The organism is Deltaproteobacteria bacterium (assembly GCA_020848905.1).
GTDB lineage: Bacteria > Myxococcota_A > Polyangia.
Genome location: JADLHG010000073.1, coordinates 1 through 15,351, shown reverse-complemented (window position 1 = coordinate 15,351; position 15,351 = coordinate 1). Strand labels below are relative to the sequence as shown.

Here is a 15,351-nt window from a genome sequence, read left to right as displayed (position 1 = left end):
GGTGACCCTCGACGTGGTAGCGTCGATACTCATGAGATCCGACGACTTGGTATGGGGTGAGGCAGAACGCGACCGGCCTGCTACGTGGGCAGAGGGCCGGTGGAGGCTGGCCGCGTTCCTCGTGAGCTTCGTGGGGGCGGCCGTGGCCTGCGGTGCGGGGACCCCGGGGCCTGCGCCCGACAGTGGATCGAGCGCGCTTCCGGGCGACGGCGCGCGTTTCGATGGTCCCCCGGGGGCCGATGGGACCGCTCGGGATGGTGGCCTCGCCGACGGTCGCGTTTCCGACGGCAAGCGCTCCGACGGGGGAGGGCCGAGCGACGGGGCGGTGGCAGCGGACGCGCCGGCCCCCGCCGGCAAGACCTACGTGGTGGCGCTCGCCGGCAAGGACAGCAACCCCGGCACAGCCGCGGCACCCCTGCGCACGATCGGCAAGGCCCTGGCGCTGGCGGCGGCCGGGGACCTCGTCCTCGTGCGGCCAGGCACCTACGCCGAGCGCCTCTCCCTCGACGGCAAGCACGGGGTGCAGGGGCGGCCCATCACTGTCCTCGGGGACAGTCGGGACCCGAACACCTATCCGGTGATCGACGGCGGAGACCCGGGGTATGCGACCTCGTCGGACAAGCCCGCCGTCAGCATCGCCCGGAGCTCGTGGCTCACCTTCGAGCGGCTCAAGATCGTGAACTCCAGCAAGGCCTCCGTCTCGATCGCCGCGAGCGGCTACGTGGTCCTGCGCCGCCTGGTGCTCGACTTCCACGGCCAGGGTGTGCTCGTGAAGGACAAGGCCCATCACGTGCTGGTCGAGTACTGCGAGCTCTTCCAGAGCTACGGCCAGCAGACCTGGACCCAACTAAAAGGATCGAAGTGGGAGGGTGGCGCGTTCGTGTCGTTCGGCGGCGCCGGGATGCACGTCGTGCGCTTCAACCACATCCACGATGCGTTCAACGGTATCTATCTGTCCAAGGGATCTCGGACCGCTTCCTATCACGATGCGAACGTGTGGATCTATCGCAACCGCTTCGAGCGCATCGTAGACGACCCGTACGAGCCCGAGACCTACGCCTTCAATAATCACTTCTTCCATAACACGCTCGTGAACACCCATCGCATGATGTCGCTGGCTCCGGCCTACCTCGGACCGATATACTGCTACGCCAACGTCCAGACTCTCACCACCGACGTCACGGGCGAAGCGGCCTCGAAAGGCCGCCGCAACTCGGCCTTCAAGGTGGAGCTAAATAGCACCTTTCCCACGAACGGGGCGTATGTCTTCAATAACAGCATAGACGTGTCCACTCCTGGCGTGAACGGCTACGGCGTCGACCTCCTGGCCGCCGAGGTGCACAAGCTCTTCCACTACAACAATGCCTACCGGACCGAGAAGGTGACCATCTCCACGGCGCCCAGGCTCGTGGACGCGGAGCTCGATGCCGACATCTCGCAGACCAGCCTCGGGTACGCCGAGCCGAATGGGCTCTCGAACGCGGAGCCGGGCTTTTTGCGCACTACGCCCGAGGACTTCCGGCTCGGCAGCGCGGCGGCGGCCCGGGGTCGGGCGCGTGCGATCGTGCTCTCCGTCGGCTTCGCCTCCTCCGCGGTCGTGGCCGCCAAGGCCGACGTGGGGGCCTACCAGGCGGGGGAACAGGATTTCCGCGTCGTGCCCTCGCCCGTGTACGCGGTGCCGCCCGGGGGCGAAGATCCGTCGTTCGGCAGCGGGAACCTGCCTTGGCCGGCGGACGTCTACGGGGGGCCGCGGCCGCCGTCGGGACCGCGGCTCAAGTAACTCAGGGCCCGTGTCCGGGCCCCCGGCCCGCCGCCCCGGGCGCCGTTCACGCGCTCCCGGCGTCGGACTCCTGTGCTAACCTGCCTCCGCCATGAGACAGAAGTATGGGCACGTAGTAGTCGTCCTGCTCCTCGCGGCGGCGCCTCCAGGCGGGTGCGCGGGCACGCTGGAAGGGGGACCTGATTCGCGGGTCGTCGACGGGGCGGTGATCCGGGACGGCGGCGGAGGAGGAGCCGACGGGGCGCGGGACGGGCGGTCAGACGCGCCCTCCGGACCGGCAGACGGCGCGGTAGCAGATCGGGGAGATGCCGCGGCGGCCGGGGACCTCTTCGCACCCCTTCCGGATGGTGCGCCGCGCCTCGACGGTGCGGTGCCTCCTGCCGACCAGGGAGCGCCCGTGGCCGATCGTGGGACACCGCCCGCCGACAGCGCGAGTCCGGCTCCCGACCGCGCGACTCCGGCTCCCGACCAGCGCGTGCTGCTCCCCGACGCCGCCGCGGGGCAGATCCTGTGGGCCGCGCGTCACGAGACAGGGGATAAGTCCGAGTGGTACGCGCCGAGCACGGGCCCGACGGGAAACTACGGCGGCGCGGAGGTCTTGACCGGCAACGCGAGCGCGGCCGTGGTCACCACCGTCGCGCACGGCGGCACCCGGGCGCTGTCCTTGACCATCACCACGCCCGGTTCACCCACGGCCGGGGCGCGCTTCTTTCGCTGGGCCGAGTCCCGCGCCAATCGTGCGCTCTACTACAGCGCGTGGTTCTACCTGCCGACGGCCGTGACGCCGAACGGAAGCGGTCTCTTCTGGAACCTGTTCCAGTTCAAGTCCCGGTCCACCGGCGGGCGCGACGATCCGCTCTGGGCCTTCTACGCCGACGCCGATGGCAAGGGGGGCGTGCGACTCCGCGCGGGGTGGGGCTACGGAGGCGCCACCGTCGCCGGCCCCAAGTCGGGCGATAGCGTGGGTGCGAAGAACTTCTACCAGACCACGGCCTCGCTCCCCGTCGGCAAGTGGGTGCACCTCGAGGCCTTCCTGCGGCAGTCGAGCGGGTTCGACGGTCAGGTCACGCTCTGGCAGGACGGGGTGAAGCTCTTCGACTTCACGAACGTCCGCACGAGCTACGCGAACAGCACCTACAACAGCTGGGGCGCGGAGAACGAGTGGGCCGTGCTGAGCTACTCCGACGGGCTGAACCCGAGCCCCGCGACGATCTTCATCGACGACGCCGTGATCAGCACGACCCGCGTCGGGCCGTAGGGGCTCGCCGCGTCCGGTCGCCCTCACGACTCGTCCAGCGCGCGGCGCACGCGACGCGTCAGCTCCTCGACGGTGAGCGGTTTCTCCATGAAGTGTGTGCCTGCCACCAGCGCGCCGTGGCTGGAGACCGCGCCGTCGGCGTAGCCCGACATGAAGAGCACCCGCAGCTCCGGCTGCCGAGCGCGGAGGGCTTGCGCCAGCTCCGGGCCGCTCATCGCCGGCATCACGACGTCGGTGAGGAGCAGGTCGATGGAACCCGAGTGCCGCGCGTGCACCTCCAGCGCCTCCCGACCTCCCGGGGCCTCCAGGAGCTGGTAACCGTGGCGGCCCAGCGCCCGCATGACGAAGCGCCGAACCCCTTCGTCGTCCTCGACCACCAGCACCGTCTCCCGGCCCGGCGGCCCTGGACGCGGGCCGGGGCGCTCCGCCCGCTCGTCGGGGGGAGCGGAGGCCCTGGGCAAGAAGATCGTGAAGCTCGTCCCCGCTCCCACCTCGCTCTGCACGCCGATGTGGCCGCCGCTCTGCGTGACGATACCGAAGACCGTGGCGAGGCCCAGCCCGGTCCCCTTCCCGGCGGCCTTGGTCGTGAAGAAGGGCTCGAAGATCCGTTCCCGGACCTCTGGAGCCATGCCCGACCCCTCGTCGCTGACCGTCAGCGTGACGTACTCGCCCGGCCGCACGTCCGCGTGGTGGCGGGCATACTCCTGATCGAGCAGCGCCTCGCCGGTCGCGATCGTCAGGCGGCCCCCGGTCGGCATCGCGTCGCGCGCGTTGAGGGCCAGGTTCAGGATCACCTGCTCCAGCTGTCCGGCATCGGCCTTCGCCGGAAGGGGGACCTGGTGCAGTCGCAGGTGGATGTCGATGTGCTCGCCGAGCACGCGGCCCAGCATGCGCTGGAGGCCCGTCACGCAGCCGTTGAGGTCCAGGACCTCCGGATTGAGGACCTGTCGGCGGCCGAAGGCCAGGAGCTGACGTGTGAGGGTGCGCGCTCTCTCTGCGGCGCGGAGGATCTCCCGCAGGTCCTCGCGGACCTCCTCGTTAGGGAGCTCCGGCTCGATCATCTCGCCGAAGCCCTGAATGACCGAAAGGACGTTGTTCAGGTCGTGCGCCACACCACCGGCGAGCCTCCCCACCGCGTCCATCTTTTGCGCGTGGCGTAGCTGCTCCTCGAGGTGCCCGCGTTCGGTGACATCCTGCTGATTCGAGACCACCGCTCGCACGTCCGGGTCGTGCAGCAGGTTGACGGTGACGGTCTCCATGGAGCGCCATCTGCCGTCCCGGTGGCGAACGCGGAGGAGCGAGCGATGTGGCGTCGCGGGGTGCGCGACCACGAAGGGCACTTCCTGCTCCGCGCGCGCCCGGTCGTCGGGGTGCACCAGTGCGAGAAGGTCGAGGTGCCGCAGCTCCTCAGGATCGTAACCGAGCACCCGCCGCACCGAGGGGGACGCGTAGAGCAGCGCGCCGTCGGCGTCGTGAAGCGTGATGACGTCCGCCCCGTGCTCGACGATCGCGCGGAAGCGGCGCTCGGACCGCGCCACCTCCTCTTCCGCGAGCTTTCGGTCGGTCACGTCGGTCAGCAGGGCGAGACTTCCGTGATACGCGCCCGCCTCGTCGGTGAGCGGGGTGGCCGAGAGCAGCACCCAGAGCGGTCGGCCGTCCCTCCGCCGCATTTGCAGCTCTGCGCGGCCGGGATGGCCGAGCCGTTGGCGGGCGATGCCGCCGGTGGCGCGGCTGCGCCAGGGCTCATCGAAAAAGTCGAGCGGCGAGCGGCCGAGCAGCTCCTCGGGCGGCCAGCCGAGCATTTCGGCCATGCGTGGATTCACGAAGGTCGTGCGGTCTTGCTCGTCGAGGGTCCAGACGCCTTCGTGGGCCAGCTCGACGATGCGCCGGAAGCGCAGCTCGGTCTCCCCGCGCGCCTTCTCGCTGCGCAGGCGTTCCGTCACGTCGGTGAAGAGCATCACGGCGTGCCGAACCTGCCCCTGACCGTCGAGAAGCGGGAAGCCTACCGTTTCCACGGCGGAAAGCCCGCCGCTCTCCATCGTTCCGTAGTCGGCGCGGAGCGGGTCGTACCAGGTTGCGGGCAGGAGAAGTGACTCCCCGGCGAAGACGCGTCGGAGGAACTCGGCTGTTCGGCGTTCGAGCTTCTCGTCCTGGAGGACGTTGTAGCCAGGCGGAGGTACGGCGCCGAAGATCGTGTTGAAGGCCGGATTGACGAGCAGGGAGGTGCCGTCCGCGCCGTAGACCTGTAGCCCCATCGGGGCGCGCGCGAAGACCTCCTCTAGCAGGGCCAGGGGATCGTGCAGTCCGGCGAAGGTCGACATCCGTCGCTCCTCTCGAAGGCGCGAGAACCGTTTCCCCCTGCGCGAAAGGTGGATGGTACCAGATCGGAGCGTCGGCAGGCCCGTGCACTCCGCCGTCGCGAAGTCGCTTGCTGGCAGGCTGGTCCATCGGCGATCGTTTCGTCCGGTCCTCTGGAGGGATGAGATGGTCGAAACGCGGCAATTTTCGGTTCGCGCGAGGGTCGCGCTGAGGGTCCTCCTCCTCGGAGTCACGAGCCTCTGGCCCGCGACGGGCCTGGCTCAGGGCGATTCGGCGAAGGCGACGGTCTCGCCGAAGGGATCGGGCTCAGCGGGGAGGGCGGCGCCGGCTCCGACGGCAGGCAGCCTGCAGAGTACACCCTGGACCGGCACCTCGCTGGCTGCGGTGGTGGCGAAGTTCGGCAACCCCGATCGACTGGAGCCGGCCAGCAAGGTGGCGGAGTGCAACTGGACCGGTCGGGTCTCCTCGGTCGCGCTCACGTATCGGTCTCAGAAGAAGCGCTGGTGCTTCGGGGAGGACGCACGCGTGATCCGCGTCTTCGAGCTGAGGAAGTGAGGCGCCTCCGTGCGACTCACTTCACGAAGAGCTCCATGGCCACGTCGTCGAGGTAGTGACCCGGTGCGATCTTGACGCGGCGTCTCCAGCGTCCCATCTCCGTGAACCCCATCGAGAGATAGAGCGCCTGGGCCGGCGTATTGGACGACCGGACATTGAGTTCGATCTTCTCGACGGCCGGGGCGGCCTTCGCCCATTCGATCAAGCCGGCGAGCAGGGACCGCCCGATACCTCTGCGCTGCCACCCGGGATGGACCACCAACGTCAAGTGGGCCACGTGTCGCACCGCAGCGAGCGGCAGCGGGTCGAGCATTCCGTGCCCGACGATTTCCCCCTCGGTCTCAGCCACGAGGTAGCGCCCGTTGTCGGCCCCGCTCAGGACGGCGATCTTCTGCGCGAAGCGCTCGTCCGTGAGCTCGGAGGGCTGCGAGACGAGAAATCCGGGCGTCGCCGCGATCAGGCGTTCCGCCTGCGCCAGAATCCCCGCGTCCTCCACGCGCGCTGATCGGAGCGTGACCAAGGGCCGACTCATGCGCCGCCCTCCTCCCCCCGCGCCGCGGCCTCCTCGGGGGCCTGCGCGACGAGGCGCTTGCGGCTGTAGAGGGCGAAGTAGAGGAGCGCCAGGGCGAGAAAGACCGCGACCCCGAGCACCGCGGGACGGAGCTTCGGGCTGGCGAAGGTCGCGACGAGGGCGAGCAGTGCGAGCAGCACTCCGACCGCTGCGCCCGCGATGCCGAGCGGGCTGCGGTAGGGGCGGGGCAACGCGGGCCTCCCGAGCCGCAGCTTGATGAAGCTCACCAGCACGAGCACGTAGGAGATGACCGCGCCGAAGACGGCCATGTTCAGCAGCGCCGCGCCGACCGCGCCGCCACGAAAGCGGTCGAGAAGCATCACGCAGCCGAGTCCGAGGCCCCCCGAGAGGATCAGGGCCACGTGCGGGGTCTTGTGCCGGTTGGTGAGCGAGATGACGCGCGGGAAGTATCCTGCGCGAGAGAGTGCGAAGAGGACGCGCCCCGCCGCGTAGAGGAGGCTGTGGAAGCTCGCCACGAGGCCCGCTAGCGCCGTGAGAGTCAAGACCCAGGTCGTCGCGCCCGCGCCGAAGACGGCCTTGAAGCCCTCCCCGAGCGGCGCGTCGCTGCGCGCGATGGCCTCGGCCCCTCCACCCACGCCGGTGTTGAGCACCAGCGTCGCGAGCGCGAGCACCAGCAGCGTGGCGAGCCCCAGGCGCAAGGCCCGCGGCATGTCGCGCACCACGTCGTAGGTCTCCTCCGCGGCGAGCGGTAGCTGCTCGATGCCGAGGTAGAACCACGTCGCGTAGGGCAGCGCCGCGAGCACGCCGACGAGCCCGTGCGGAAAGCCCCGCGCGCTCTGACCCGCAGAAGGTGCCACGTTGAAGAGTAGCTCCGTCGAGAAGGCGCCGCTCAGGAGCGCGCCCCCGAAGAAGGCGAGGAGCACCGCCACGGCGAGCGTGGTCACGATGAGGCTCACCTGGAGCGTGAGCTCCACCCCACGCACGTTGATCGCCACGAAGAGCGCGTAGGCGCCCACCCACCAGACGTGAGCCGGCACGAGCGGCCAGAGCGCGTGCAGGTAGCCGGCGATGCCGTCCACGATCACCGCCGGGCTGAGCACGTACTCGATCGTGTCGGTCACGCCGCAGACGAAGCCGCCCGTCGGACCGAGGGCGCTGCGCGTGAAGGAGTAGAAACCTCCGGCGTGCGGCAGAGCCGCCGACAGCTCGGCGATGCTGAAGACCATGCAGACGAAGAGGACCGACACGAGCAGCGTCGCGGCGGCCATACCGTAGAAGCCGCCCACGGCGAGGCCGTAGTTCCAGCCGAAGTAGTCCCCGGAGATCGTGGCGCCGACCCCGAGCGCCCAGAGCAAGATCCACCCCGCCCCTTTGCGCAGGGTGCGCTGCGCCAGGTAGTCCTCCCCAACGTGCTCGTAACGTACCCCCGCGGGCTCGGGCGTTCTCCTCATGGACCGGAAACCATACTACCTTGCCTCGCGGAGCACCTCGCGGATCTCGCCAGGGCGGATCTCGCCAGGAAAGAAGTCCCGGTCGAAGGCCAGCCCGTAGAGGAAGCGGTAGTCCCGGGGGATGCGGTCGCGCTTGCCGTTCGCGGTGAGCTTCAGCTTGCCGCAAGAGCTCGTTCCGTCGAAGAGGTAGGCGTCGACCGCGCCCTTGTCGAGGTCGGAGATCGGGACCACCACCGCCCGACCCCCGGCGTGGTCCTCAAGGATGAGGAGCGGCCCGCGACCCGAGACGAGGGTCCGCGGCTGGCCGTCCTCGTCCTCGACCACGTAGCGATTTGCGATGCTCAGCGTGTCGTCGTAGTCCCCGAGGGAGATCGGCTGGCCCGCCTTGCGCACCGACGCGACAACGGAGCGGAAGAAGCCGAGGAGGTCCTTACGCCGGAAGCAGGTCGCGAGCAGGTCGCGATGCGCGCGCCTCGCGCGGGTGTAGTGCTCGGTGATGGCCTGACCGTCGCGTCCTTCGTTGAGCGCCTGGTCCATGATCCGCAGGAGTCGCACCGAAAACCACCAGTCGGTGCCGTGCTGGAAGCGGTCGTTGATCTCCTTGGCCGTGGGTCCCGAAGGCGTCATCCGCTGGCGCAGCTCCCGGGTGTCGTTCCCGGCGGTCTTGCGCGCCACCTTGACCAGCGTGGCGGTCGCCGGGTGCTGCTTGGCCTGCCGCTTGAGCTCGGACAGCGTCTCACCGAGGCGGACGTAGATGCTGACCCGCTCGTAGCTCATGCCGCCGTAGCCCGCGCCGAGCTGCAGCTGGTCGGCGTCGGCGAAGACCTCGAGGCTCGAGCCCCCCTTGCTGATGCGCACGCCCGGCCACGAGCGCCACGAGCGCGGGGAAGCGCTCGAGCACCTTGAAGCGCGAGAAGGCCTCGTAGTGGGCGCGCTTGCGGAGCATGGGGAGCGAGCGATCGAAGAAGAGCTCCTGGTCCCCCTGCCCGTCGGGGAAGGCGGCTTCGACCGCTCGGTCGTAGAGCCAGCTGTGCTGCCGACGCGACTTGGCCTCTCTCCACACCCCGCGCGTATCGGGTGCCAGCCTGCGGGCCGCTGCGCGCGTGACCCACTTACGGCCGCCCGCCGCCGAATCGAGCCGCGCCGAGGGCCGCGGCCACGCAACCGATGAGAACCGCCGCTCCAAGCCTTCGACGTGCTGCCAGGTCGAGATCCTCCGGCTCGGCGAGATGAGCAACCCCTGCGCCAACCAAAGCTTGTAGGATTGCAAAGCATTGCGCAGGTGGCGCCTCGTTGAAACCCGAGGACGGGCTGGCGCCTGGCGCCGCCGCAAGCGGCTGGTTGCACTAGGAAAGACGGGGATCGTCCTCAGAAGCTGGCTTCCGGGCGAACACCGTCGTCGAAGGAGCGGTGCTGCCCGACGTGGTTGGCGATCCGCGAAAGACCCTGCGTCCTCCCCGAACGAGCCACAGGAAGCCTAGAAACACGTACGCGGCAGACCCCAGGCCAAACCGAGCGTCGCCCCCGGGGACGGCGCAGCCGGCGCTGTTTCCGCTTCCGCCGCCGAGACCGGCGTCGGGAGCAGGGCCGCCAGATGGTGACGGGGAGGCCGTGGACTCGACGAGGGTTACCGGCGCGCAGGCGGTGTCGCTCTGGAGCGGTTGTCGAGAGAGGTCGCCGATCCCCGCGGCGCTCATGATGGCGCAATACTCGCGCGTCGGGTCCAGGTCGCTCGGCCACTTCGGGTGGCGAGGGCCGTTATCCGGTGGGAGTGGCCCGCCCCCGACGTAGAGGTCAGCGCCGGTAAAGTATATCCGCTCCATCGGGCCCCCCGTCTTCGGGGACAACCAGAGCGTATAGAGCACGGACGCTGGCGGCGAATCCGGAACCGCGGCCGGTTGGTAGTCCAGCTCGATGAAGGCCTGATAGTCACCCGAGACGCAGGTCGATGTGCGGCGTGCATAGTGTACGCGCCACAGCTTGATCGACCGCAGGACGGGGGGCGTGCCCGGCCTCTTGTCGTACCCCGCGCCCGTTGAGAAGCGCGTCAGTTCCACGCGCGTGCCGCCAATGATACCGGAGACCACGTACTCCGTGCTGGGGAGGAGCAACCCGTTCGGATTCGCGGCATCGAGCCCGAGTACCCGCCAGGCCCTTCCCGTGTTGCCCTTGAGATAGACATTCCCGAGGAGCTCGAGCCCATCGGTCTTGACCAGGGAGCCGGCCGCGGTGACCTCGACCCAGGCCGGCCGCTGCTCCGAGATAATGTGGATCGAGGTCGCGGTGGAGATCGGGGTGGACGACGGGCGGGGAAGAGCATAGGGAGCGACCGCGGGGAAGGGCGTGCACGCTTCCGACGTGCGGACGCTGAGCAGCTGGCACGCCAGCAAGGCGGCCAGATAGACCGGCGTGGCGCAGTGCCGTAATGGGCATTTCACCGTGAATCCCCCCAAAGCCCCTTCATCGTACCCGCCCGACCGGTCGGCTGCAACGCGTTCTTGGACTGCCGTCGTACATGCAGCCATCTATAACCGTGGGCGGAATGCACGGATCACGAAGGACGCCTGAGCGCCGGCGATTCCCGGCCGTGGCGGTGCGGCGCGCCCTCAGAGAGAGTTCAATCTGTCCTGGTCGCGTCTTCGTGAGCACCGGCATCCGGCGGGCGTGCGTCACGAGCCGCAGTGGTACTGCCGTCACCGCCCTGAGCGTCAAGCCGGTTGCAGGAGGCCCAACCGAGCGCGGCCAGGGGGACGCATGGGGTGAGCCGGTAGCACTGACGCGTGGCGGGATGAATCGCCGTCGCCTCGATGAAAGGGTCAGCGTCTTCCTCGTTCGGACAACAGACAGGCTGAAGCTCGGTCCCCGCCGGGCACGCCACGACGCGTCTCTCGTGGTCGATGCGGCAGGGTAGCTGCCGAGTGCTTCCACACGGGCGGGGTTCACTGCGGCATGCGGAAAGCAATAGAGCGCCGAGGAGCAATGAGAGACGGATTGCCTTGCTCGGGCGTCTAGGCCGCATCGCGGGCCATGCCGACGTAGACGTTGCTTCCCTGGCCGTCGTCACGGCTCGGAGAAAGTGGTGAGAGCGATGAAGTGTCCGGAATGTGGGGGCGCGGTCTCGGAGAAGATCGGAACGCACGCCTACCTCGGGGATGAGCTCCCGAACCTGGAGTTGAGGGGCGTGAAGCTTCGGACCTGCGAGGACTGCCGGGCGACGAGCGTGGTGATCCCGAAGCTTGCGAAGCTGCACCGGCTGCTGGCTGTCACGATCGCCAAGTCGGCGCATCAACTGGCTCCAGGGGAGATTCGGTTCCTCCGAAAGCACCTGGGATGGTCGGGACAGGACTGCGCGCGTCATTTTGGGGTGACGCCGGAAACGGTGTCGCGATGGGAGAATGGGGTGAAGCCCATGGGGCCCACGGCGGAACGACTTCTCCGGCTTTCGGCGCTCGTGGTCGACCCTGTGGAGGAATACCCGCTCCCCGATGAGCTTGGTGAGAGACCCAGCGGGGTGAGGTTTTCTGCAGCGCTCGATCACGAGTGGCGGATCCGCGCGACCTGATCCCGCAGTCGCACTGGTCTCGGTGTCCCCCGGCCTCATCGGCCTCCCCCCCATCCTCGACGTAGCAGCGTAACTGAGGAAGAAGGAGCGCGTTAACGGCATCCGTGTGACGCGGATCGCGGCAGAGGAGCCCAGCGCGACGGTCGCGTTGGTGGCGCCGTGGAGAGTTAGGAAGAGCCGCGAGGCTACGCCCTCGTGACCGGATAGGGTGAGGACGGCACGGTCGCCCTCGGTGGTTCGCTGGCCGCCCGCCGATGGGACCGACGGGAAAGCACTGCCCGCGGCCTCGTCGGTGGGCCGCCCGCCGGGCTGGACGGCGGCCGAGAGGTGATGGGTGCCGCTCCATGTGATCGCCACTCTTGCGCGGCGGTGCACGGAGCCTGGACAGGCGGTCGGCGCTATGTCAGGGAGAATCACGCGCGGCCTAACGGTTGCGCGTTCGGCCACCGGGCGGGGGGGGAGCAAGAAGTTCTTTATGGTCTTAGTTTCTGAGCTCACCCCAATTCCCCTTCAACGAGACCGCCCGACCGGTCGGCTGCAACGCGTTGTTGGGCCGACGCCGGCCTACTTCCAGATCTTGGTTCTTGGTCCGTAATCGCATGCGATGCGACACCCGAAATCGTTCCGCCAACAGGGGCCCATTGGCCTGACCGACGGCGAGGTAGATCCGCATCCGTCACCGGCGCCTTCGGTTGCCGGAACTCCCTCCACGAAGCCGCCGTCACGGCAGGTCACCTGGCGCCCCCGTCCGTGGCGCCGGCCGGAATGACGCAACCGAGATGCGTGTGTTAGCCAGCGGCTCACTTCCAGACCTTTGTCGGTTGCTCGTAGTTGCATCGCATCCGACAGCCGAAGTCGAGATGCCAACACGGACCCTGCGGCTTCACGGACGGAAGCGTGCCCCCGCACCCGTCGGAGCACACGGACCAGACGTGGCACTCGACGTTCACGACATCCCCCGGCGCGAGCGAAATCGTCGACGGGATACGGATAGGCACCTCGGTCCCGACGTTAAACCCATAACCACTCCCGCGGCACGTCCTGGTTGTGGAGAGCACTCTGGTCATGGCCGCTGTCTGGCCCGGCGCACAGAACGGAGTTCCGCATACCTCCGTCTCGAGGACTTTCACGGTGAAAAGCGTGACGCCGAGTCCCAAACAAGATGCAGGACCGTCGCTTCCCGCCTCGCGCCGGCCGTCGCTGCTCGCGTCGCTCGAGGTGCCGTGGTCTGCGCCCAGTCCGTCCTCGGGAGAAGCAACGCCGTCCAAACGAAGGGCAGGCGCGTCGGGCTTATGGACGCGGCTGTCCCCGACATGTGCCGAGATATCGTGACCTGCGAGAGAGGCGTCGTCAGGGCCCGCTGAACGAGCGGTACAGGCAGAGGCGGTCCCGGCGAGCAACAGCGCAAGAGAGGCGAAGAGGCAAAGAGCCACGTTGTGCAACGAAGCGGAAAGCGCGCCGTAGGCGAAGCCAGCGCCTCCGCCGAGGTGCGTCGCGCATCGTGGTGTGCTAACCCCAAGACCCGGTCGATCCCGGCATCCCCCAGTCATCGCGCCCCAGTTCCTCCGCTCGACACCGCCGCAGCGTTCGGCCCCATGGCCGGCCACGCGTTCAGCCGCCGGGCGGGTGGGGAGCGAGATGGCCTTTATGGTCTTATCTTCTAAGTTCACCCCAATCCCCCTTAACGAAACCGCCCGATTGGTTGGCTGCAACGCGTTGTTGGGCAGCCTCGTGCCCGTACGACAGGGACAAGCGGCGAGCGTGTGGGGACCGGAGGCCGCAGTCAGGCGTAGCGTGGCGAGGGTGCCATGAGGGGGCACCGAGCGGGGCGCTATGAACGGTGCGCGGTCGGGGTCGTGGAGACGGACGGGATGAAGTGCGCGGTTCGGCATCTACAGGGTGCCCTCCAGCATGACGCCGTCGGGGAACCGTGCGGTGAAACGCGCCTTGAGGTCGTCGAGGCGGCTGCGACAGGGGGATTGGTTCAGGGTGACGGTGCCCTCGGTGGCGCAGACGGGCTCCTTGACCCTGCAGCTTGGGGAATCGGAGAAGTGCGTGCGGCAAGCGCGTGCGCGAGGTGGCGCGAGGCCGAGATCCACTTCGAGGACGAGGTCCCAGCCGGCGAGAGCGCCCTGCGGGGTGGCGGTGTAGACGAGGAGGCCGGGAAACTGACGGATCACGAAGGGCGGTGTGCCAGAGCACGGGCCGGACGGGCCCGAACAGGCCCCAGTGCAGCCCGTGCAGGCGATGGCGGCAGGAGCTGGCGCTAGGTTGCCGTCGATTGTGACCTGCAGCGTCAGGGCGCGGGTTCGGGACCAGGGCTTGTCGCCCCAGGCGTAGATGAACGAGGCCATGGTGGGGGGCGCCTCGGGCCAGCAGCTCGTGCCCCTGGAGTCGCAGGTCGAGCTCAGCGGCACCGCGAAGGAACCCCTCGGGTTACCGTCGGTGAGCCACTTGCACCCTTCCCGGCCGCAGTACACGGCGGGGGATCCTTGGCCGGGGCACTCGGCCCAGGCGGTACCCACCACGCATCCCCGGAGAGAGCCGGGATCGGCCACACACTCGCCGAGGTCGGGACCGCCAAGATCGGTGCATCCGGCCGACGAGATGCCGCGGTCCATTCCTGGAGAGGAGGTGCCGCGGTCCATCCCCGGAGAGGAGGTGCCGCGGTCTATTCCGGGAGAGGGGGTGCCGCTGTCGATCTTCGGAGAGCTGGAGGCGGCGCTGCACGCAGTGCCGGAAACGGCGAGGAGAAGCACGAGCCACCTGCCGTGTGGCCACACCGCAGGTCCGAAAGGAGATCCGAGCACCAGGGAGATGACGCGCTTCCCTGGCGAGCTACCGCAAGGAACTGCGTCCGACGTGAACATCGTGTCCCCCCTGTGCCTCCTAGTTACCCCATAACCCTGGCTGCCCAACGGCTACGCGTTCCGTCGCCGGGCGGGCGGGGAGAAGCGAGCCGTTTGGTGGTGCGAGTGTCATTGAGTCCCCCGAAAGCCCCTCTATCGTAGCCGCCCGGCCGGTCGGCTGCAACGCGTTGTTGGGCTGCCACAGGGGGAGCCCACGACTTGACATATGATCAATGACGCGTAGAATTGATCTATAGTCAAGCTGTGCCGTGATGCGCGATGAGCCGCTGAAGGAGGCGGAAGCACACCGCGTCATCCGCTCGATCATCGAAGATGGCGAGGTGGAGTTTTGGGGCCACGCGCTGAAGGAGATGGCCGAAGACGGGTTGTCCCAGGTCGACGTACTGAACGTCCTCCGGGGCGGATGGCCGGATCCCGGCGAGTTCGAGGGAGGAGCGTGGCGATACCGGGTGCACACGCCGAAGATCTGCGTGGTCGTGCAACTGTGGTCCGAGGAGAACCTGGCCGTCGTCACGGCTTGGAGAAAGAAATGAGGGCGATGAAGTGTCCGGAATGCGGGGGCACGGTCTCGGAGAAGATCGGAACGCACGCCTACCTCGGGGACGAGCTCCCGAACGTGGAGTTGATTGGCGTGAAGCTTCGGACCTGCGAGGACTGCGGGGCGACGAGCGTGGTGATCCCGAAGCTCGCGAGGCTTCACCGTCTGCTGGCTGCCACGATCGCCAAGTCGGCGCACCAACTCGCGCCGGGTGAGATTCGGTTCCTGCGAAAGCACCTGGGATGGTCGGGACAGGACTTTGCGCGTCATTTTGGGGTGACGCCGGAAACGGTGTCGCGGTGGGAGAATGGGGCGAAGCCGATGGGGCCCACGGCGGAACGGCTTCTCAGGCTTTCGGCGCTTGTGGTCGACCCTGTGGAGGAATACCCGCTCCCCGATGAGCTTGGTGAGCGACCCAGCGGGGTGAAGTTTTCCGCCGCGCTCGATCACGAGTGGCGGATCCGCGCGGCCTGATCCCGTAGCCGC

12 protein-coding genes are annotated in these 15,351 nt (G+C 68.5%); 6 read left to right on the top strand and 6 right to left on the bottom strand.

Going from position 1 to position 15,351, the window contains the following annotated elements:
• Positions 1–31: 31 nt before the first annotated feature.
• Positions 32–1,780 carry a DUF1565 domain-containing protein gene (locus IT371_29755; protein ID MCC6751876.1) on the top strand — a complete coding sequence of 583 codons (1,749 nt, stop codon included), beginning with the start codon at positions 32–34 and terminating at the stop codon, positions 1,778–1,780.
• Between the two features lie 91 nt (positions 1,781–1,871).
• Positions 1,872–3,038, top strand: a complete 1,167-nt coding sequence (locus IT371_29750; GenBank protein MCC6751875.1) for a heparin lyase I family protein — start codon at positions 1,872–1,874, stop codon at positions 3,036–3,038.
• A gap of 23 nt (positions 3,039–3,061) precedes the next feature.
• Here IT371_29750 and IT371_29745 read toward each other — a convergent pair whose 3' ends face one another.
• Entirely contained in the window at positions 3,062–5,359 is a 2,298-nt protein-coding gene (locus IT371_29745) for a PAS domain S-box protein (GenBank protein MCC6751874.1), read from the bottom strand.
• 163 nt (positions 5,360–5,522) lie between these two features.
• Here IT371_29745 and IT371_29740 point away from each other — a divergent pair, with 163 nt between their 5' ends.
• Entirely contained in the window at positions 5,523–5,912 is a 390-nt protein-coding gene (locus IT371_29740) for a hypothetical protein (GenBank protein MCC6751873.1), read from the top strand.
• Positions 5,913–5,928: 16 nt separating this feature from the next.
• Here the strand turns inward: IT371_29740 and IT371_29735 are convergent, their stop codons facing one another.
• From IT371_29735 to IT371_29720, 4 genes are all read right to left on the bottom strand, one after another.
• Positions 5,929–6,444, bottom strand: a complete 516-nt coding sequence (locus IT371_29735) for a GNAT family N-acetyltransferase (GenBank protein MCC6751872.1) — start codon at positions 6,442–6,444, stop codon at positions 5,929–5,931.
• Entirely contained in the window at positions 6,441–7,895 is a 1,455-nt protein-coding gene (locus tag IT371_29730) for an amino acid permease (GenBank protein ID MCC6751871.1), read from the bottom strand. Before IT371_29730 ends, IT371_29735 begins: the two co-directional genes overlap by 4 nt.
• Positions 7,896–7,910: 15 nt before the next feature.
• Entirely contained in the window at positions 7,911–8,753 is an 843-nt protein-coding gene (locus IT371_29725) for a hypothetical protein (GenBank protein ID MCC6751870.1), read from the bottom strand.
• Positions 8,754–9,241: 488 nt separating this feature from the next.
• Positions 9,242–10,333 (bottom strand): hypothetical protein, encoded by a 1,092-nt coding sequence (locus IT371_29720; protein ID MCC6751869.1) that lies wholly within the window; start codon positions 10,331–10,333, stop codon positions 9,242–9,244.
• 641 nt (positions 10,334–10,974) lie between these two features.
• Between IT371_29720 and IT371_29715 the strand changes: the two genes are divergently transcribed.
• A complete protein-coding gene (locus tag IT371_29715; protein MCC6751868.1) occupies positions 10,975–11,457 on the top strand; it encodes a helix-turn-helix domain-containing protein in 483 nt (160 codons plus the stop codon).
• A 1,892-nt stretch (positions 11,458–13,349) separates the two neighbouring features.
• On the opposite strand, the gene IT371_29710 is transcribed toward IT371_29715, so the two are convergent.
• Complete coding sequence (locus IT371_29710; GenBank protein MCC6751867.1) at positions 13,350–13,937, bottom strand: hypothetical protein; 588 nt, start codon at positions 13,935–13,937, stop codon at positions 13,350–13,352.
• A 641-nt stretch (positions 13,938–14,578) separates the two neighbouring features.
• On the opposite strand from IT371_29710, the gene IT371_29705 reads away from it, so the two are divergent.
• Complete coding sequence (locus IT371_29705) at positions 14,579–14,860, top strand: DUF4258 domain-containing protein (protein ID MCC6751866.1); 282 nt, start codon at positions 14,579–14,581, stop codon at positions 14,858–14,860.
• Positions 14,857–15,339 (top strand): helix-turn-helix domain-containing protein, encoded by a 483-nt coding sequence (locus IT371_29700; protein ID MCC6751865.1) that lies wholly within the window; start codon positions 14,857–14,859, stop codon positions 15,337–15,339. The genes IT371_29705 and IT371_29700 overlap by 4 nt, the downstream gene beginning before the upstream one ends.
• Positions 15,340–15,351 lie beyond the last annotated feature (12 nt).